Below are 17,447 nucleotides of genomic sequence, written 5' to 3'. Positions count from 1 at the left end.
GCACTCGTAATTATTGCCCGAAGGTTAATAAAACCTTACAGCAACGTTTTCTGTCATTCTCAAAAAGTTCCAGTGCATCAACAACATGTTGATACTCAAATTCGTGAGTGATCAGCTCCTCTGGATTAATTAGCCCTTGCTCTAACCAATCAATTACCACCGGGAATTTATTGGCATTCAGGCGTGACGAGAAAATAGATAACTCTTTCCCGGTAATGCCTTGTTGCACAACCTGAGATGGTTCTGTTGAGAATCCCATCAACACAATTCTTGCCGCCGGCGAGGCTAACGTGACGGCTTCTTGCAAAATAGTCGGATGACAGGCGGCGTCAATAATCAGCGTCGGCTGTATTCCCTTCTCTTTCAGCGTTTCGGATAACGGCTTCTCGCCATTATTGATAACCCAATCCGCTCCGTTGCGCTGCGCCATCTGCAGACGCTCATCAATCCGGTCAACCACGATCACTTGCTTAACGCGGTACACCCGTTTCAGTACCTGGATAGTCGTCAGACCCATCGGCCCAGCCCCGTAAACCAGCGCAACATCCTGGTCAGTTGGCGAGACATGTCCAGTAACGTTAGCCGCAATAGTGAAAGGTTCAATCATCACCGCATGTCGGTCAGAAACCGGATCCGGTACCAACCAGGCATTTTTAGCCGGCACGACAGCGTACTCGCTAAAACCGCCATCCCGATGAACGCCCAGCACCACTAAAGAGGTACACACGTTCGGTTTTCCCACTGAGCAAGGATAGCAATGACCGCAGCTAATCACCGGGTCAACGCTGACGCGCTGGCCAACGGCTTTATCAGTGACACCTTCACCAACCGCATCAATCTCGCCGAAAAATTCATGCCCTATCACGCGCGGATATTTAGCAAATGGGTTGTGCCCGCGATAAATATGGCTATCAGAACCGCATATTCCCGCCAGTTTTACTTTGACCCGCACTTCCCCTGCCGCAGGTTGCGGAATTGGACGCTCTTCAACCACTAACTCGTTAGGTTGACGAATCACAATACTTTTCATTTCTTTCTCCTCACCAGTTCCACAACGTACCGTCTTCCAGACGGGCTACCGGCAAATAAGCAGGTTCATAGGGATATTTCGCTGCCAGCTTTTCATCAAATTCGATGCCCAGGCCCGGCTTTTCACCCGGATGCATATAGCCATTATCAAACGTCCAGCTATGCGGGAAGACTTCCAGCATTTGCTCGGAATAGCCCATATATTCCTGCACGCCAAAGTTCGGCACCCACAGATCGAAATGCAGCGCTGCGGCCATACAAACTGGCGACAGATCCGACGGCCCGTGCGAACCGGTGCGCACTTGATAGAGCGAAGCAAAATCGGCAATACGGCGCATACCTGTAATCCCACCTGCGTGAGTAATGGTGGTGCGGATATAGTCGATCAATTGTTCTTCAATCAGCTGCTTACAATCCCAAATACTGTTAAAGACTTCCCCAACCGCAATCGGTGTGACGGTATGCTGACGAATTAAGCGGAAGCACTCCTGGTTCTCTGCCGGAGTCGGATCTTCCATCCAGAACAGGCGATAATCTTCGATACTTTTACCAAAGCGCGCCGCTTCAATTGGCGTCAGGCGGTGATGCATGTCATGGAGCAAATGTTCGTTAAAACCAAACTTTTCGCGCACGGCAGCAAACAACTGCGGCGTAAAATCGAGGTATTTTTCTGTCGACCACAGCTGCTCTTCCGGCCACTGCCCTTTGGTAGCCGGTTCATAGGCCTGACCTTTGCCTTTCGCCATGCCGTAGGTGGTTTTCATACCCGGTACACCGCACTGCACGCGAATGGCCTTGAATCCCATCTCCTGGTGGCGAGCATAATCATCGAGTACTTCATCAATGGAGTGGCCCGTGGTGTGGCAGTAAACCATGACCCCTTCCCGCGATGCCCCGCCCAGCAGTTGATACAAAGGCATGCCTGCTGCTTTTGCTTTAATGTCCCATAGGGCCATATCGACGGCGGAAATGGCCGACATCGTCACCGGGCCGCGACGCCAGTACGCGCCTTTATAGAAAAACTGCCAGATGTCTTCAATTCGGTGCGCATCACGCCCAACCAGCTGCGGACATAGGTGATCGCGCAGATACGATGCGACTGGCAGCTCACGACCGTTTAGCGTGGCGTCACCGTAGCCAATAATTCCGTCATCGGTGGTGATTTTAAGGGTGACAAAGTTACGTCCAGGGCAAGTGACGAAAACTTCAGCGGCAACGATCTTCATCTCATCTTCCTTACATCTATGCGGTTAGTGAATAAAATTAAAACATCAGACCTACTACCATACAAGTATGATGATCAAAAAGAATGCGTTCGATCACATTATCTCGGTAGCCAAAATGGGATCTCAAAAGACGGGAATGAATTAAGACGGGAAAAAACAATCCGGACCAATGCGGGTTTGGTCCGAATGATTAACTCAAGGCGATCGCTATGCTCGTCCCCATCCAGCCACAATGATTAGCATCCCGCACAGCGCAATCAGCGCCCCAGCCCAGTCGTAATGACTCAGTTTTACGCCATCAACGAAACGCAGCCAGAGCAGCGCCGTACAGACATAAACACCGCCGTAAGCCGCATAGACGCGTCCGCTGGCTTCCGGATGCAGCGTCAACAGCCAGACAAACAACGTTAGTGCCAAAGCAGTCGGAATCAACAGTAACGGGCTTGCCCCACGTTTCAGCCATAGCCAGGGTAAATAGCAGCCGATGATTTCACACAGGGCGGTAGCAAAGAAAAGTAATGTTGTTTTTAGCATTTAAAGATTCGTAAAGGGGACAATGAATTAATCTATTCTACGCAATAATGTCCCATAACCAGGTCTGTTTTGTCGGGTATGCCGTCGAAAAGAGATGTAGTAAACTCAGACTAAGGGGATCACTTAAAGGAAATCGTGATGAATATGATATTGAACAAACGCTGGTGCCTGACCGCTATGCTGGCGCTGAGCGCGGTAATCTTTACCGCGTCGTCGTTTGCCAAAACTGACAAGCTGGTGATTGAATCCGGCGATAGCGCGCAAAGCCGCCAGCAGGCCGCGATGGAAAAAGAACAGTGGAACGACACCCGTTCTTTACGCCAGAAGGTCAACACGCGTACCGAGAAAGAGTGGGACAAAGCCGACGTGGCTTTTGATGCTCAGGACAACTGCCAGAAGAGCGCGAACGTTAACGCGTACTGGGAACCCAACACTCTACGCTGCCTTGATCGCCGCACTGGCCGTACCGTAGCACCGTAATTTATGGCGCCTGCGGGCGCCACAATTCATACAACTGCGCAATAACTCACAGGTATCAGGTATTCCCATGACTGACGCTCATCACGTCAAACTTCGCCCGCTCGAGCGCGAAGACTTACGCTTTGTCCACCAGCTCGATAATAACGCCAGCGTTATGCGCTACTGGTTTGAAGAGCCTTATGAAGCCTTTGTCGAACTTTCTGATCTGTACGATAAACATATTCACGACCAGAGCGAACGCCGCTTTGTCATTGAATGCGACGGTGAAAAAGCCGGCCTGGTGGAACTGGTGGAAATCAATCACGTTCACCGCCGTGCGGAGTTCCAGATAATTATTTCACCGGATTATCAGGGGAAAGGTCTGGCAACCCGCGCTGCGAAGCTCGCAATGGACTACGGCTTTATGGTGCTCAACCTCTATAAGCTGTATCTCATTGTTGATAAAGAGAATGAAAAGGCAATTCACATTTACCGCAAGCTCGGTTTCATAGTGGAAGGTGAACTCATTCATGAATTCTTCATCAACGGCGAATATCGCAATACTATCCGCATGTGTCTGTTCCAGCACCAGTACCTGATCGAGCACAAAGCACCGGGTCAGACGTTGCTCAAGCCGACGGCTCAGTAATACTCGATGGTGTTTTTGATAGTGTAGTGGTAAGTCAGCGGGGGCTGGACACTGTTATCGACCATCTGCTGCTCGCAGCGAGTCGGGTTGTAATAATCATCATATTCGCAGGTCTGCTGTACGCTGCCGACCGGATTATCATCTGAAACCAATACGGCGCTATAGTTCAACTTCTGACGTGAGTCGGCTGAAGGTGTCAGCGTTACCGCATAACGCGCATCTTTAGCCGTCGTGATTTTCCCCAGCGGAAAACCCTCGCTATCATAGCGATAAGAGGTCGTTGTTTTTTTACCCATTGACGTTACGATAAAACCATTATCATCCATCTCCCACTTCATCCCTTCAGACACCATTTCAGCCAGCTGGCATTTCCCCTGCAAGCGCAGGCGTTTTTCATGAGTTTCAGAATCAAGGTAGTAATTCGCATCCAGCAACCACGCCCCATAGGTGTTCTCTTCACGATTATCCAGAGCGATAAGATCAAAGCACCCTTCGTTTGACAAACGCGCTCTCACCTCTTTAATCGCTTTATCATGTTCATCAAATAGCGTCTGAGTAAACTCCTTCACCGGCCCGCGCAGTGGATCGAACTCAAATTCGTTAGAAAAACTCGCCATTTCCGGCGTAAACGCTTGTGGCGCAGCCTTTTCATCGCAGGCGCTAAGCGCCCATACCGCCGATACCAGCAAAAACAGTCTTTTCACGCGCGATTCCCTTTGTGCATAGTGCAATCATATTAGCAAATACAATTGTTTACACCACGTCTGCTATGCTTAAATCTGGATAAGGTCAATAAGGAGTTTATGATGAAATTATCACCCTGGCTATGCGCGGCCCTGCTGCTGGGTTCAGCATCCGCTTTGGCAGCACCCGACTCATGCGAGCGGGTTAAAAACGATATTCAGCAAAAAATCATCAATAACGGCGTCCCTGAATCAGGGTTTAGCCTCGCGATTGTCCCGAACGATCAAACCGATCAACCCGGAGCGCAGGTTGTCGGCCACTGCGCCAATGATACGTTTAAAATTATCTACACCCGCGACAGCGACTCACAGTAACCTCCTGCCGTTTTGTTGTATACCCAAAATAATTTGAGTTGCGTGAAGGCGGCAAGTGAGAGAATCCCCAGGAGCTTACAGGAGTAAGTGACTGGGGTGTACGAACGTAGCCAACGCACAAGCAACTCGAAGTATGACGGGTATAAAGGTCTTATCCCTCGGTTGACCGGGGATAAGATCTTCCTAACCCCTTTTAAGTATTATTTCTCACTCCACACCACCATTTTACGGCGGCGTCGGCGCTATACCATTATAACAAGATCATGGAGTGAGCTATGTCTAATCAGGAACATCCCCGCGGCCTCAGCCGTCGAACGCTAATTAAATCATCCGCCCTTGGCTCGCTGGCTCTTGCGGCTGGCAGTCTATCGTTACCTTTTAGCCTGCGTACCGCTGCTGTTGAGGTTTCGCAAGCGACCCAGAGCGAAGAACGTATTGTCTGGGGCGCCTGCTCGGTCAACTGCGGCAGTCGCTGCGCCCTGCGTTCGCACGTGCGCGATGACGAAGTTGTCTGGGTAGAAACCGATAATACCGGGCCGGATGTTTATGGTGATCATCAGGTTCGCGCCTGCCTGCGCGGCCCCTCTATTCGTCGCCGCATTAATCATCCTGACCGCCTCAATTACCCGATGAAACGCGTCGGTAAACGCGGCGAAGGTAAATTTGTCCGTATCAGTTGGGAAGAGGCGCTGGATACGATCGCCGAGAATCTCAAGAGAGTGGTCAAAGACTATGGCAACGAAGCAGTTTATCTCAATTACGCCACCGGCATCGTCGGCGGCAATATGACCCGTTCCTCTCCTGCGGCCTCTCCCGTAAAACGCCTGATGAACTGCTACGGCGGTTCACTGAATCTGTACGGCTCATATAGCACCGCTCAGATTTCCTGCGCGATGCCCTACACTTACGGCAGTAATGACGGCAACAGCACCTCCGATATTGAAAACAGCAAACTGGTGGTCATGTTCGGCAATAACCCTGCGGAAACCCGCATGAGCGGCGGCGGCATTACGTATTATTTAGAGCAGGCACGCGAGCGTTCAAACGCGCGAATGATCGTTATTGACCCGCGCTACACCGACACCGCCGCCGGTCGTGAGGATGAGTGGATCCCCATTCGCCCCGGTACCGATGCCGCGCTGGTGGCAGGCATCGCCTGGGTGCTGATTAACGAAGGCCTGGTCGACCAGGCGTTTCTCGATGAATATTGTGTCGGTTACGATGAAAAAACGCTTCCAGCAGATGCCCCGGTAAACGGGCATTACAAAGCGTATATTCTTGGCACAGGCGATGACGGCATTGCCAAAACCCCACAGTGGGCCTCACGTATCACCGGCATTCCCGTTGACCGTATTGTGAAACTGGCCCGGGAAATAGGCAGCACCAAACCGGCTTATATTTGCCAGGGCTGGGGGCCGCAGCGCCAGGCCAACGGTGAGTTGGCATCCCGCGCCATAGCCATGCTAGCGATACTCACCGGTAACGTCGGTATTAACGGCGGCAACAGCGGGGGAAGAGAATCTACCTATACTATCACCATTGAACGCCTGCCGGTGTTGGAGAATCCGGTTAAAACCGCCATCTCCTGTTTTAGCTGGACCGATGCCATCGATCGTGGCGCAGAGATGACCGCCACCCGCGACGGCGTGCGCGGTAAAGAGAAGCTGGATGTACCGATTAAATTCTTCTGGAACTACGCCGGTAACACCATCATCAACCAGCACTCTGACATCAACAAAACCCATGAGATCCTGCAGGACGAAAGTAAGTGCGAGATGATCGTGGTTATCGAAAACTTTATGACCTCGTCGGCTAAATACGCCGATATCCTGCTGCCGGACCTGATGACCGTCGAACAGGAAGATATTATTCCCAACGACTATGCCGGTAATATGGGCTACCTCATCTTCAGTCAACCAGTCACTTCAGCCAAGTTTGAACGCAAGCCCATCTACTGGGTGCTCTGTGAAATCGCGAAACGCTTAGGCGATGATGTTTATCAGAAATTTACCGAAGGCCGTACCCAGGAGCAGTGGTTACAGCATCTGTACGGCAAAATGCTGGCAAAAGACCCGGCGCTACCGAGCTATGACGAGTTGAAACAGATGGGCATCTACAAGCGCAAAGACCCTAACGGACACTTCGTCGCTTATCGTGATTTCCGCAAAGACCCGCTTGCGAATCCGTTGAAAACCCCATCAGGTAAAATCGAAATATACTCCAGCCGACTGGCAGATATCGCCGCCAAATGGCAACTGGAAAAGGATGAAACCATCAGCCCGCTGCCGGTCTATGCCTCCACCTTCGAAGGCTGGGATGACCCACTGCGTGATAAATTTCCGCTGCAAATGTTCGGTTTTCACTACAAAGCGCGTACCCACTCCAGCTACGGCAATATCGATGTGCTACAGGCCGCCTGCCGTCAGGAGGTATGGCTCAACCCGCTGGATGCCGAAAAGCGCGGGATTAAGAACGGCGATATGGTGCGAGTATTCAACGCTCGCGGTGAGCTGCGGATCCCGGCCAAAGTAACCCCGCGCATCATGCCCGGCGTGTCGGCAATGGGTCAGGGCGCATGGCATGATGCCAACATGAGTGGCGATCGCGTCGATCACGGTGCTTGCATCAATACGATCACTACCCATCGCCCATCGCCGCTGGCTAAAGGCAATCCGCAGCATACCAATCTGGTCGAAATCGAGAAGGTTTAAGGAGTAAACCATGAGTACACAGTATGGATTTTTTATCGATTCCGCCCGCTGCACCGGCTGCAAAACCTGCGAGCTGGCCTGTAAGGATTATAAAAACTTAACCCCGGACGTCAGCTTTCGCCGCATTTATGAATACGCAGGTGGCGACTGGCAGGAGGATAACGGCGTCTGGAATCAAAACGTCTTCGCCTATTATCTCTCGATCGCTTGTAACCACTGTGAAGATCCGGCCTGTACTAAGGTCTGTCCCAGCGGCGCAATGCACAAACGCGATGACGGGTTTGTGGTGGTGGATGAAGAGGTTTGCATCGGTTGCCGTTATTGCCATATGGCCTGTCCTTACGGTGCACCGCAGTACAACGCGGCGAAAGGTCATATGACCAAATGCGACGGTTGCCACACTCGGGTTGCCGAAGGCAAAAAACCTATTTGCGTCGAGTCTTGTCCATTACGGGCGCTCGATTTTGGACCTATTGAAGAACTGCGCCAAAAACATGGCCAACTTGCCGCCGTCGCACCGCTGCCGTCGGCACACTTCACCAGGCCGAGTATCGTTATCAAACCGAATGCCAATGCGCGTCCGTGTGGCAATACCACCGGCTATCTGGCTAATCCAAAGGAGGTGTAAAATGGGAAATGGATGGCATGAATGGCCGCTAGTACTGTTTACCGTGCTGGGGCAAAGCGTCGCTGGGGCGATTATCGTCGCCGGACTCGGCTGGCTATCATTGAACAACAATTCTGAAGCTCAGCAGCGCCTGGTGCGCAGTATGTTTTTTCTCTGGCTGCTGATGGGAATTGGCTTTCTCGCTTCAGTCATTCACCTCGGTTCACCACTGCGGGCATTTAACTCGCTTAACCGCGTTGGTTCATCGGCATTGAGTAACGAAATCGCCAGCGGCGCGCTGTTCTTCGCCGTGGGTGGAATCTGGTGGCTGCTCAACATTCTCGGAAAAATGCCGCGAATATTGACTAAGGCATGGCTGCTGCTGACCATGCTGCTCGGCTGCCTTTTCGTGCTTGAGATGACTCTGGTATACCAGATTGATACCGTACCAACATGGTATAACGGCTACACTACTGCCTCATTCTTTCTGACGATGGTGCTGTGTGGCCCGCTGTTTGCCGCCCTGCTGCTGCGCATCGCCAACGTACCTTTTAATGGCAGAGTGTTCGCCTCAATGAGCGCCCTGGCGCTGTTGGCCAGCCTGGCGGTGGTGATTTTACAAAACACCGAACTGGCGGAGATCCACAGTTCAGTCCAGCAGGCCAGCGCCCTGTTACCGGATTATGGCTGGCTGCAAATCCTGCGCTTAGTACTGCTGACGCTGGGCCTCGGCTGCTGGATTTGCCCGCTGGCAAGACGCAAAAACCCGCATGTCGCCAGTCTGGTGCTCGGTTTGATTCTGGTTTTGCTCGGTGAGTTCATCGGGCGCGGCCTGTTTTATGGTCTGCATATGACCGTCGGTACGGCGATTGCCGGTTAAAAATGGGTGCAGCCGCACCCACAGTGTAAGGAAAAAGTATGATGCAACCGCAAGACCGTGACGCCGTCGCCCTTAGCGCCCGTACGCTGGGCGCATTGTTTTCCTTTGCTCCGGATAGCCCGCAGGCCGCCCCGCTGATCGCCGCTTTTCGCGACGGTAGCTGGCATGCTGAGTGGCCTTATGCGGTCGCCGATACGCTAACGACGCAGTTCTCGACGGCTGACGATGAACCGTTGCCGCAAGCCTGGCAACGCTTATTTATCGGTCCGTGGGCGCTGCCTGCACCGCCCTGGGGCTCCGTGTGGCTGGACAAAGAAAGCGTGCTGTTCGGCGATTCAACGTTGGCGCTACGCGAGTGGATGCGCGCGAATGGCATCAGTCTGGCAGAGCAGCGTTCTGAACCGGAAGATGGCTTCGGTACGTTGCTGCTGCTGGCCGCCTGGCTTTGCGAATCAGGTCAGGATGAGGCTTTTACGCAGTTGCTTGCCTGGCATCTGCTACCGTGGTCAGGCCGTTTTCTGAGCGTGTTTATCGCTGATGGCGGAAATCCGTTTTATCAGGCGCTGGGCCAATTGGCGCTAGCAACGCTCGCTCAATGGCAAGAACACATACCCTGCGCGATCGCTGAAAAACCGCTCTATCGGTAATCCTCCGCGCCATGTCTGCCCCACAGCCATGGCGCACTAAGTGACACCGTCACTTAAAAACCAATGTAAGCACTTATAGCTTTTGCGTATATCCTTATTTCCAATCACAATAAACCATAATTTCCACTACCCGTACCCTCTGATGCATCGTCTGCATAGTTATCCTGATGTCCAGGTCATGTTTCGTCGCCTGTTAATTGCCACGTTAGTCGGCATCTTTGCCGCACTGGCTGTCGCCCTGTTTCGCCATGCCATGGCGGGCCTGGAAAGCCTGTTTCTCAGCAATGATAGTGGCAGCCTGGTGAATGCTGCACAATCACTCCCCTGGTGGCGGCGGCTGTTGACGCCTGCGCTTGGCGGGATGGCCGCGGGATGCCTGCTTTGGCTCTGGCAACGCCGCACGGTTGAGCGCCCTCATGCGCCAACCGACTACATGGAAGCTCTGGAAACCGGGGACGGTGTGTTTGATACACCTGCCAGTCTGGTGAAATCGCTGGCTTCACTGCTGGTGGTCGCCACCGGCAGCGCCATTGGTCGCGAGGGGGCGATGATCCTGCTGGCGGCGCTGGCGGCTTCGCTGTATGCCCGCCGTTTTACGCCAAAAGACGAGTGGAAGTTATGGGTCGCCTGCGGTGCCGCCGCCGGGATGGCAAGCGCCTATCACGCGCCGCTGGCCGGCAGCCTGTTTATCGCCGAGATATTATTCGGCACCCTGATGCTGGCCTCGCTTGGCCCGGTAGTGATTGCCGCCGTCGTTGCCCTGTTGCTGACCAATCTGATGAACGGTGGGTCAGCACCGCTTTATCACGTTGAATTCCACGACACCCTGCGCGCAACGCATTATGCTCTGATGCTGGCAACCGGCCTGTTAGCTGGGCTATGCGGGCCACTCTTTATCTGGCTGATGAGCTTCAGCCATCAATGTTTTGTTCGCCTTCGCCTGACTCCTCCGTGGCAGTTGGCGCTGGGAGGCATCATCGTCGGTCTGCTGTCGCTGATCACCCCGGCGGTCTGGGGGAACGGCTATAGCGTGGTGCAAAGCTATCTTCTGTCGCCGCCACTGTTTAGTGCCGTGATTATCGTCTTTGTGTGCAAACTGCTGGCGGTGCTGGCGAGCAGCGGTTCCGGCGCTCCGGGTGGGGTCTTTACGCCTACGTTGTTCGTGGGGCTGGGGATAGGCATGCTGTTCGCCAGCTTTACGGGGCTGTGGCTGCACGATTATCAGGAAATAGCGATTATGATTGGTTTAACCGGCATGGCGACATTTCTGGCAGCCACAACCCACGCACCGATTATGTCAACGCTGATGATATGTGAAATGACCGGACAGTACGTTTTACTGCCCGGTTTATTGATTGCCAGCGTACTGGCGTCGGTGCTATCGCGGACGTTACGCCGGGATTCTATCTACCGCCATCACCTCGCCGAGCATCGATAAGTCAATATACTGGCTCAGTTCGCGCTGTTCGGCGCGCGGTAAATAAGGCAGCTCGCCGATAAGCGGCGCGGGCAGTTTTTTGCTCAGTACGTCGATGATTTCAGCATAGTGCGCCAGACCGGGGTTGATACGGTTGGCCACCCAGCCAATCAGCGGCAAACCATCGTTGGCAATGGCCTGCGCGGTCAGCAGGGCGTGGTTGATGCAGCCTTCCTGAATACCCACCACCATCAGTACCGGAAGCTGTTCCTGCACCACCCACTCTGAGAGCGGACGCAGGTCGTTCATCAGGCTGCGCCAGCCGCCGGTGCCTTCGACCACCACGTGATCGACCTGACCGCTCAGGCGCTGGAGGCCATCCGACAGCAGACTGTAGTTAATTGGGCAGCTATGTGCCACGCTGCTTTCATCTTCGCTTAACGCGATGGGATTGACAGCGTCATACGGCAGCACCAGCGAAGAAACGCTCTGTAAAACCAGCGCGTCTTTATTCCGCAGTCCATCCGGCGTCTCTTTGCTGCCCTTCGCCACAGGCTTGTACCCGGCCACGCTTTTGCCGCTGGCAGCAAGTGCCTGCAACAGCGCACGGGAGACCACCGTCTTCCCGACAGCAGTGTCAGTACCTGTTATGAAGAAACGCTTAAACATCACTAGCCCCACAGTTATGTTGATGAAAAATACAGGAGAGAAATAGTCAACTGTGAAAAAGTCTACGCGAAGCTGCCAAAGTCCAGCTTGAGATAGCGCAATTTTTGGTGTGAATATGAAAAAATGTTAACCCTGTAACAGTCGTATCAGCAACGATCCGTTATAGAGCGCATCTTTGACCAGAGCCGCGCCAGCCATCGTTCCCCGGTTAGAAAACTGAGTGCTTTCTACCGCAATATGGCGGCTGTAGGCCGGTAAGGACTGTTGTCGAATACAATCAGAAATTGCCGGAAACAGAATGTCTGCCGCCAGGTTGAAGGGGGAGCCAATAAGGATTTTCTGCGGGTTAAAGAGGTTAACCATGATTGCCAGAATTCGCCCGACGTGGTTCCCGACGCCGCTGATAATATCCCGCGCCAGCAGGTCACCCTGCAGCGCGGCCTGACACAACCACTCTACGCTTAACGGCTGCTGGTGCAGCATGGAGCTCATCGATTTAGCCATCCGAACCTGTGCCAGTTCGAGTACGCTTTCGACGCTGGCGATGGTTTCCAGGCAGCCATGGTTACCGCAATAACAGCGTTTTCCGTAAGGGTCAACCTGAGTATGACCGATTTCCACCAGGCTGCTGCTGCCCGCATGCAGCAGGCGGCCATCGGTGATGACTCCAGCACCAACGTTATGGTCGATAACCACCTGAATGACGTCCCGAGCCCCTCTCGACGCGCCAAACAGCGACTCAGCCATGGTCCAGGCGCTGATATCATGCTGAATATAGACCGAGACCCCGGTATGGTTAGATAAGATCTCACCAAGCGGCATATCTTTAACATCATCATAAAATGGCATCCGGTGGATGATGCCGTTTTCAGTGTCGATAATTCCCGGCATGGTGATGGCAATAGCGGTTAATCGTTCCAGTTTTTTTTGATGACGAATAAAAAACTGATCAACATGATCGAGTACGCGCGTCGCAAAAGGCTGAACATGCTGTAACGCCAGTTCAAGCTGCTCTTCCACCACCAGCTTGCTGCTTAAATCACGCAGGGCGAGATGGATTTCGCCGCGGTTAATGCGGATGGAAAGATAGTGCCAGGCTTCCGTTTCCACCATTAACCCAACGGCGGGACGCCCACGGCTGCCGGGGTCCTGGATTTCGGTTTCCTGCACCAGGTGCGCTTCCAGCATTTCACGCACGATTTTGGTGATACTGGCAGGCGCCAGCTGCGCGAAGCGCGAGAGGTCGATACGCGACACCGGGCCAAGCTGATCAATCAGGCGATATACCGCGCCTGCGTTGGTCTGCTTTATTTGATCGATATGGCCTGGCTGACTATCCGCTACCACCGTTGACTCCCTTTATTTTCGCGCTTCGAAATAAACTGAGGGCTATGGTGAAGCACTTCAATGCTTCACGTCAAATTTTTACTTAGCCTTGTGATTTACCGCACATTTCTAGATGGTTTTTGTCCTAAAAATCTAATGTAGCGCTGGCGAGGAGCGACTCACGAAAGCGCTGCGCCGCCTGTCCCTGCTCGTGATGCTTCGACCACACCAGCCACATTTCAGATACCGCGTCCTGCTCCTCAATGGGTAACCAGCGCATTTCCGACAGTTGAACCCGCCTGAACGATGCGGGCAGAATTGACACGCCAAGCCCGGCGGCGACCAGTCCAATAATGGTCATCGCCTCACCCACCTCCTGAGTGATAACCGGCGTTAAGCCATAGCGACGCATCAGCCCCAGAATATCGTCGTACAACCCGGTTCCTACGTGAGGATCAAAAAACACAAACGGTTCCCGAGCCAGCTCCCGCAGGCTGACGCTCGGTTGGTTTGCCAGGGGATGATCACGCGGGACCATGGCCAGCAGCGGCTCACGCAGCACCCTTTCCCAGGCCAACGTATCCGGCAACTGGGTATTGCGCATCAGCCCCAGATCGAGCGTTCCCTCGTTAAGCGGCACGATTTGTTCCCGGGTGTTGGTTTCCCGGGTCTGGATATGCACATCCGGATAGCGGCGGCGAAAAGTCGACAGCGTGTCGGATACCGCCTTAATAAAGGGAGCCGATGAGGTAAAACCGATTCGCAGCTCACCGGTTTCACCATGGTGTAAACGGGCGGCACGGGCGGCGGCTTCATCAACCTGGGTAAGAATCTGTCGGCTATCAGCCAAAAACTGCTTCCCTGCTTCCGTCAGGCTGACGCTGCGGTTAGTACGGGCAAACAGACGTGCGCCAATCTGCTGTTCAAGGATTTGAATCTGCTGGCTAAGCGGCGGCTGGGAAATATTCAAACGCGCCGCCGCATGACCGAAATGTAGCTCTTCGGCAACGGCAATAAAGTAGCGCAGATGACGCAGTTCAATATTCATATTTAAAACGTCTTATTTGAGATTATTAATATATTAGACAGAATATTTACATTTTCATACCCTTTACTGGTGACCTGCGAGGCCACTTAACTCTCTGTTTATCAGCAAGGATTTTTCCGTGAGCCGTACAACTACCGCTGACATCGTGCCGGCAAGCGACATCAGCGACGCTATCGTTCCCCAGCCAAATCAGTTTATTAAACGCGGTACCCCGCAATTTATTCGCGTTACCCTCGCGCTCTTTTCTGCCGGACTGGCGACCTTTGCGTTGCTCTATTGCGTGCAGCCAATTCTGCCTGTGCTCTCCAGCGAGTTCGGCGTTTCACCGGCCAGCAGTAGTATTTCGCTGTCGATTTCAACAGCCATGCTGGCGGTCGGCCTGCTGTTTACCGGCCCGCTTTCCGACGCTATTGGTCGCAAACAGGTGATGGTTACCGCGCTGGTGCTGGCCTCGTGCTGCTCTCTGCTGTCGACGATGATGTCCAGCTGGCACGGAATTCTGATTATGCGCGCATTGATCGGCCTATCGCTAAGCGGCGTGGCGGCGGTCGGTATGACTTATCTGAGTGAAGAGATTCATCCCAGCGTTGTGGCGTTCTCAATGGGGTTGTATATCAGCGGTAACTCCATTGGCGGCATGAGCGGCCGCTTGTTGACCGGGGTGTTCACCGATTTCTTCGGCTGGCGCATCGCGCTGGCGGTGATTAGCTGTTTTGCCCTCGCCGCGGCGATCATGTTCTGGCGCATCCTGCCGGAGTCGCGCCACTTTCGTCCGACCTCGCTGCGGCCGAAATCGCTGCTGATCAATTTCCGTCTGCACTGGCGCGATCGCGGCCTGCCGCTGCTGTTTCTCGAAGGTTTTCTGCTGATGGGGTCGTTTGTCACCCTGTTTAACTACATCGGCTATCGCCTGATGCTCTCGCCATGGTCGCTGAGCCAGGCGGTCGTTGGCCTGCTGTCGGTGGCCTATCTGACCGGTACCTGGAGCTCGCCGAAAGCCGGGGCCATGACGGTGCGTTACGGTCGCGGCCCGGTAATGTTGTTCTCCACGGTGGTGATGCTCGGCGGCCTGCTGCTGACCCTGTTCTCATCGCTATGGCTGATTTTTATTGGCATGCTGCTGTTCTCCGCCGGGTTCTTCGCCGCGCATTCGGTCGCCAGCAGTTGGATAGGCCCGCGGGCCCGACGCGCGCGCGGTCAGGCATCATCGCTCTATTTATTTAGCTACTATCTGGGTTCCAGTATGGCGGGTACATTGGGTGGGGTTTTCTGGCATAACTACGGCTGGAACGGCGTCGGCGGGTTTATCGCGTTGATGTTAATAGCAGCACTTCTGACCGGCGCGTGTTTACACAACCGTCTGAAATAAAACGTCTTAGCGTGGCCTGAACGGGCCACGTTGCTCACCACATTCCCAGAACCGATGACATACCCATTAACTCTCTGAAGGCATCAATGGAAAGCAGTGCGATAAACAGCCAGGTAAACGGATTCATAATCAACCCCGCATCAGCAGCCAGCGCCTGTGATGAGTTTAGCCGCTGGCCAGAGAAAGAGTCTGCTATTTTGCGCACATTTGGATTATTTCGACCTAAACATAAAATACGCAACCGATTAATCAATACATAATGCTGATTTTGGTGGCTAACGGCGTTTAAGGTTGCGCAAGAATGGTTATTTCAGCATTCCCATCCAGGCGGAGAGCAGCAAAAGCAGCGCCATGGTGCGCTGGAAACCCACCAACCCACGTTCGGTACGAAACATCCGATTGACCACCTGCCCAAGCCACGCCCACGCCACCAGACAAACTAGCGATATCAATAAAAACCACAGCGCCATCAGCGCAATCACCGGCAGCGGATGCTGGCCCGTTGGCGCAAACAGGCTCACCACCGCCAGTGCCATCATCCAGGTTTTCGGATTCGCCACTTGTAACAACGCCGCCGCGCGAGCGGTAAAACGCTTTTGCGTCCCGCCAGCTAAATCCGGCGGCGGCGCGCTAAAGAGATGCCAACTGAGCCAGCTCAGCCATAAAGCCCCGATCCAGCTCATTATCTGCCGCACCAGCGGATACTGGTGCAAAAGCTCCCCGGCACCAGCTCCCGATATCATCACAATCAGACTGGCCGAGACGCATGCGCCAACCACCGCAGAAAGCGTAGCTTTTACACCATATCGCTGGCTATTCGCCAGAATCAGAATATTCGTCGGCCCCGGCGTAATTGAGGCGACAAAAGCAAATAACAGATACGGCAGTAAATCCACTGGTAGCTCCTTTTATTATGGAGCCACCACTTTGCGGATATTTTCAGGAAACGTCTGGAAGGTTTGTGCACAGGCGACGATAGTGAGCAGGCGTGAGCCGATATGAGCGTAAAAACCAGCGCCCAAGATGGCTCTGATCGGCAAAACCCAGCGCCGCAGCAACGTTCACCGGCAGCTCTCCGCAGGCCAACAGCTGTCGAGCTTTTGCCAGACGCAACTGAATAAGCCAGGCGTGGGGCGCAAGGTTAAATTCGCGCTTAAAGCAGCGGGTCAACGTGAAGCGATCGGTCCCCGTCTCTCGAGCCAGATCGGAAAGCCCAATATTATCGCCCATATGGGCATACAGATAATCGCGTGCCCGATGAGCCACCGCCACGCTTTGGACATGTGAAGGCAGTTTCTTGCGCCAACGGCAATGCGCAGTCAGCTGGGTCAACAAATGGTCCATGCAGCTCTGTTGGACAATACGCAGCTCGTTGCTGTGCAGGGTGTTGAAAGTTTCGCCGATAGCGCGCACGAGCTGCGGCTCGCGGGTCAACGTACGGGCAAAATGCAGCGAATAGCTGCCGGGAACCGACTCATGTAGCCCCTGTAAGGTATCGGCGAGCCATTTTTCATCAAGGTAAAACGTCAGATAGGTGAATCCTCCTGCCATCGGCGCGTCGCCGTCGTGGATCTCACCCGGCTCCAGCAAAAATGCGCCCCCAGGATGGCTACGATGGCGTTCACGGCGGCAAGAAAACTGCTGGGTGCCAGACAGCGTGATCCCCACCAGATAGCTGTCGTGCCAGTGTGGGTCGTAGGCATGGCCTTCAAAATGCGCCTTAATCGTTTCAATTCCCGAATCCGCGTGCTGTCGCAGCTCCAGCCAGTCATTGGTCATACACTCCTCCACTTTACCGCAGCATTGACGATCCTTTCG

Annotated in this window: 19 protein-coding genes; 9 read left to right on the top strand and 10 right to left on the bottom strand. The window is 53.7% G+C overall.

From position 1 onward, the window contains the following. Window positions 1–10: 10 nt before the first annotated feature. From DA718_RS13560 to DA718_RS13550, 3 genes are all read right to left on the bottom strand, one after another. Window positions 11–1,030, bottom strand: a complete 1,020-nt coding sequence (locus tag DA718_RS13560) for a Zn-dependent oxidoreductase (RefSeq protein ID WP_112214307.1) — start codon at window positions 1,028–1,030, stop codon at window positions 11–13. A 10-nt stretch (window positions 1,031–1,040) separates the two neighbouring features. Beyond that, window positions 1,041–2,255, bottom strand: a complete 1,215-nt coding sequence (rspA, locus tag DA718_RS13555; RefSeq protein ID WP_110274093.1) for a starvation-sensing protein RspA — start codon at window positions 2,253–2,255, stop codon at window positions 1,041–1,043. A gap of 207 nt (window positions 2,256–2,462) precedes the next feature. Beyond that, window positions 2,463–2,789, bottom strand: a complete 327-nt coding sequence (locus DA718_RS13550; protein ID WP_110274092.1) for a YnfA family protein — start codon at window positions 2,787–2,789, stop codon at window positions 2,463–2,465. A 138-nt stretch (window positions 2,790–2,927) separates the two neighbouring features. On the opposite strand from DA718_RS13550, the gene DA718_RS13545 reads away from it, so the two are divergent. Both DA718_RS13545 and speG read left to right on the top strand, forming a co-directional pair. Beyond that, window positions 2,928–3,269, top strand: coding sequence for a DUF1283 family protein (locus DA718_RS13545; RefSeq protein WP_112214308.1), 342 nt, complete (start codon window positions 2,928–2,930; stop codon window positions 3,267–3,269). A 67-nt stretch (window positions 3,270–3,336) separates the two neighbouring features. After that, the gene (gene speG / locus DA718_RS13540; protein WP_112214309.1) at window positions 3,337–3,897 is read left to right on the top strand and encodes a spermidine N1-acetyltransferase; all 561 of its coding nucleotides are present in this window, start codon (window positions 3,337–3,339) and stop codon (window positions 3,895–3,897) included. Here speG and DA718_RS13535 read toward each other — a convergent pair. After that, window positions 3,891–4,601, bottom strand: a complete 711-nt coding sequence (locus DA718_RS13535; RefSeq protein ID WP_112214310.1) for a YnfC family lipoprotein — start codon at window positions 4,599–4,601, stop codon at window positions 3,891–3,893. The two genes, speG and DA718_RS13535, sit on opposite strands and share 7 nt — an antisense overlap. A 102-nt stretch (window positions 4,602–4,703) precedes the next feature. On the opposite strand from DA718_RS13535, the gene DA718_RS13530 reads away from it, so the two are divergent. The 6 genes from DA718_RS13530 (at window position 4,704) to clcB (ending at window position 11,238) form a co-directional block, all read left to right on the top strand. Next, a complete protein-coding gene (locus DA718_RS13530) occupies window positions 4,704–4,955 on the top strand; it encodes a DUF1161 domain-containing protein (RefSeq protein WP_110274088.1) in 252 nt (83 codons plus the stop codon). A gap of 275 nt (window positions 4,956–5,230) precedes the next feature. Then, entirely contained in the window at window positions 5,231–7,666 is a 2,436-nt protein-coding gene (gene ynfE, locus DA718_RS13525; protein WP_112214311.1) for a selenate/tellurate reductase subunit YnfE, read from the top strand. 10 nt (window positions 7,667–7,676) lie between these two features. After that, complete coding sequence (locus DA718_RS13520; protein ID WP_112214312.1) at window positions 7,677–8,294, top strand: DMSO/selenate family reductase complex B subunit; 618 nt, start codon at window positions 7,677–7,679, stop codon at window positions 8,292–8,294. A gap of 1 nt (window position 8,295) precedes the next feature. Then, the gene (locus DA718_RS13515; RefSeq protein WP_112214313.1) at window positions 8,296–9,153 is read left to right on the top strand and encodes a DmsC/YnfH family molybdoenzyme membrane anchor subunit; all 858 of its coding nucleotides are present in this window, start codon (window positions 8,296–8,298) and stop codon (window positions 9,151–9,153) included. A 38-nt stretch (window positions 9,154–9,191) separates the two neighbouring features. Next, window positions 9,192–9,800, top strand: coding sequence for a Tat proofreading chaperone DmsD (dmsD, locus tag DA718_RS13510; protein WP_112214314.1), 609 nt, complete (start codon window positions 9,192–9,194; stop codon window positions 9,798–9,800). 142 nt (window positions 9,801–9,942) lie between these two features. After that, window positions 9,943–11,238 (top strand): voltage-gated ClC-type chloride channel ClcB, encoded by a 1,296-nt coding sequence (gene clcB, locus DA718_RS13505; RefSeq protein ID WP_112214315.1) that lies wholly within the window; start codon window positions 9,943–9,945, stop codon window positions 11,236–11,238. On the opposite strand, the gene bioD is transcribed toward clcB, so the two are convergent. The 3 genes from bioD to DA718_RS13490 form a co-directional block, all read right to left on the bottom strand. Further along, window positions 11,191–11,886, bottom strand: a complete 696-nt coding sequence (gene bioD, locus DA718_RS13500) for a dethiobiotin synthase (protein ID WP_112214316.1) — start codon at window positions 11,884–11,886, stop codon at window positions 11,191–11,193. The genes clcB and bioD overlap by 48 nt on opposite strands. Before the next feature lie 126 nt (window positions 11,887–12,012). After that, window positions 12,013–13,233 carry a sugar metabolism global transcriptional regulator Mlc gene (gene mlc, locus DA718_RS13495; protein ID WP_110274081.1) on the bottom strand — a complete coding sequence of 407 codons (1,221 nt, stop codon included), beginning with the start codon at window positions 13,231–13,233 and terminating at the stop codon, window positions 12,013–12,015. 124 nt (window positions 13,234–13,357) lie between these two features. Continuing rightward, the gene (locus DA718_RS13490) at window positions 13,358–14,260 is read right to left on the bottom strand and encodes a LysR family transcriptional regulator (protein ID WP_112214317.1); all 903 of its coding nucleotides are present in this window, start codon (window positions 14,258–14,260) and stop codon (window positions 13,358–13,360) included. A gap of 118 nt (window positions 14,261–14,378) precedes the next feature. Between DA718_RS13490 and DA718_RS13485 the strand changes: the two genes are divergently transcribed. Continuing rightward, window positions 14,379–15,629 (top strand): MFS transporter, encoded by a 1,251-nt coding sequence (locus tag DA718_RS13485; RefSeq protein ID WP_112214318.1) that lies wholly within the window; start codon window positions 14,379–14,381, stop codon window positions 15,627–15,629. Between the two features lie 34 nt (window positions 15,630–15,663). On the opposite strand, the gene DA718_RS30680 is transcribed toward DA718_RS13485, so the two are convergent. From DA718_RS30680 to DA718_RS13475, 3 genes are all read right to left on the bottom strand, one after another. Continuing rightward, complete coding sequence (locus DA718_RS30680) at window positions 15,664–15,756, bottom strand: KPN_01571 family protein (RefSeq protein ID WP_227016017.1); 93 nt, start codon at window positions 15,754–15,756, stop codon at window positions 15,664–15,666. A gap of 178 nt (window positions 15,757–15,934) precedes the next feature. Further along, entirely contained in the window at window positions 15,935–16,525 is a 591-nt protein-coding gene (locus tag DA718_RS13480; RefSeq protein WP_112214319.1) for a LysE family translocator, read from the bottom strand. A gap of 43 nt (window positions 16,526–16,568) precedes the next feature. Next, the gene (locus DA718_RS13475) at window positions 16,569–17,408 is read right to left on the bottom strand and encodes an AraC family transcriptional regulator (RefSeq protein WP_112214320.1); all 840 of its coding nucleotides are present in this window, start codon (window positions 17,406–17,408) and stop codon (window positions 16,569–16,571) included. Between the last annotated feature and the right edge of the window lie 39 nt (window positions 17,409–17,447).

The sequence above is a fragment of the Klebsiella huaxiensis genome, from assembly GCF_003261575.2.
GTDB lineage: Bacteria > Pseudomonadota > Gammaproteobacteria > Enterobacterales > Enterobacteriaceae > Klebsiella > Klebsiella huaxiensis.
This window is presented reverse-complemented; position numbering and strand designations above follow the sequence as displayed.

What these genes read in the sequence shown, in the direction of transcription:
- DA718_RS13560 (WP_112214307.1), bottom strand. Translation starts at nt 1,030, where the DNA reads ATGAAAAGTATTGTGATTCGTCAACCTAACGAGTTAGTGGTTGAAGAG.
- DA718_RS13490 (WP_112214317.1), bottom strand. Translation starts at nt 14,260, where the DNA reads ATGAATATTGAACTGCGTCATCTGCGCTACTTTATTGCCGTTGCCGAA.
- DA718_RS13515 (WP_112214313.1), top strand. Translation starts at nt 8,296, where the DNA reads ATGGGAAATGGATGGCATGAATGGCCGCTAGTACTGTTTACCGTGCTG.
- speG (WP_112214309.1), top strand. Translation starts at nt 3,337, where the DNA reads ATGACTGACGCTCATCACGTCAAACTTCGCCCGCTCGAGCGCGAAGAC.
- DA718_RS13530 (WP_110274088.1), top strand. Translation starts at nt 4,704, where the DNA reads ATGAAATTATCACCCTGGCTATGCGCGGCCCTGCTGCTGGGTTCAGCA.
- rspA (WP_110274093.1), bottom strand. Translation starts at nt 2,255, where the DNA reads ATGAAGATCGTTGCCGCTGAAGTTTTCGTCACTTGCCCTGGACGTAAC.
- DA718_RS13475 (WP_112214320.1), bottom strand. Translation starts at nt 17,408, where the DNA reads ATGACCAATGACTGGCTGGAGCTGCGACAGCACGCGGATTCGGGAATT.
- DA718_RS30680 (WP_227016017.1), bottom strand. Translation starts at nt 15,756, where the DNA reads ATGAATCCGTTTACCTGGCTGTTTATCGCACTGCTTTCCATTGATGCC.
- DA718_RS13545 (WP_112214308.1), top strand. Translation starts at nt 2,928, where the DNA reads ATGAATATGATATTGAACAAACGCTGGTGCCTGACCGCTATGCTGGCG.
- DA718_RS13520 (WP_112214312.1), top strand. Translation starts at nt 7,677, where the DNA reads ATGAGTACACAGTATGGATTTTTTATCGATTCCGCCCGCTGCACCGGC.
- clcB (WP_112214315.1), top strand. Translation starts at nt 9,943, where the DNA reads ATGCATCGTCTGCATAGTTATCCTGATGTCCAGGTCATGTTTCGTCGC.
- DA718_RS13550 (WP_110274092.1), bottom strand. Translation starts at nt 2,789, where the DNA reads ATGCTAAAAACAACATTACTTTTCTTTGCTACCGCCCTGTGTGAAATC.
- bioD (WP_112214316.1), bottom strand. Translation starts at nt 11,886, where the DNA reads ATGTTTAAGCGTTTCTTCATAACAGGTACTGACACTGCTGTCGGGAAG.
- ynfE (WP_112214311.1), top strand. Translation starts at nt 5,231, where the DNA reads ATGTCTAATCAGGAACATCCCCGCGGCCTCAGCCGTCGAACGCTAATT.
- dmsD (WP_112214314.1), top strand. Translation starts at nt 9,192, where the DNA reads ATGATGCAACCGCAAGACCGTGACGCCGTCGCCCTTAGCGCCCGTACG.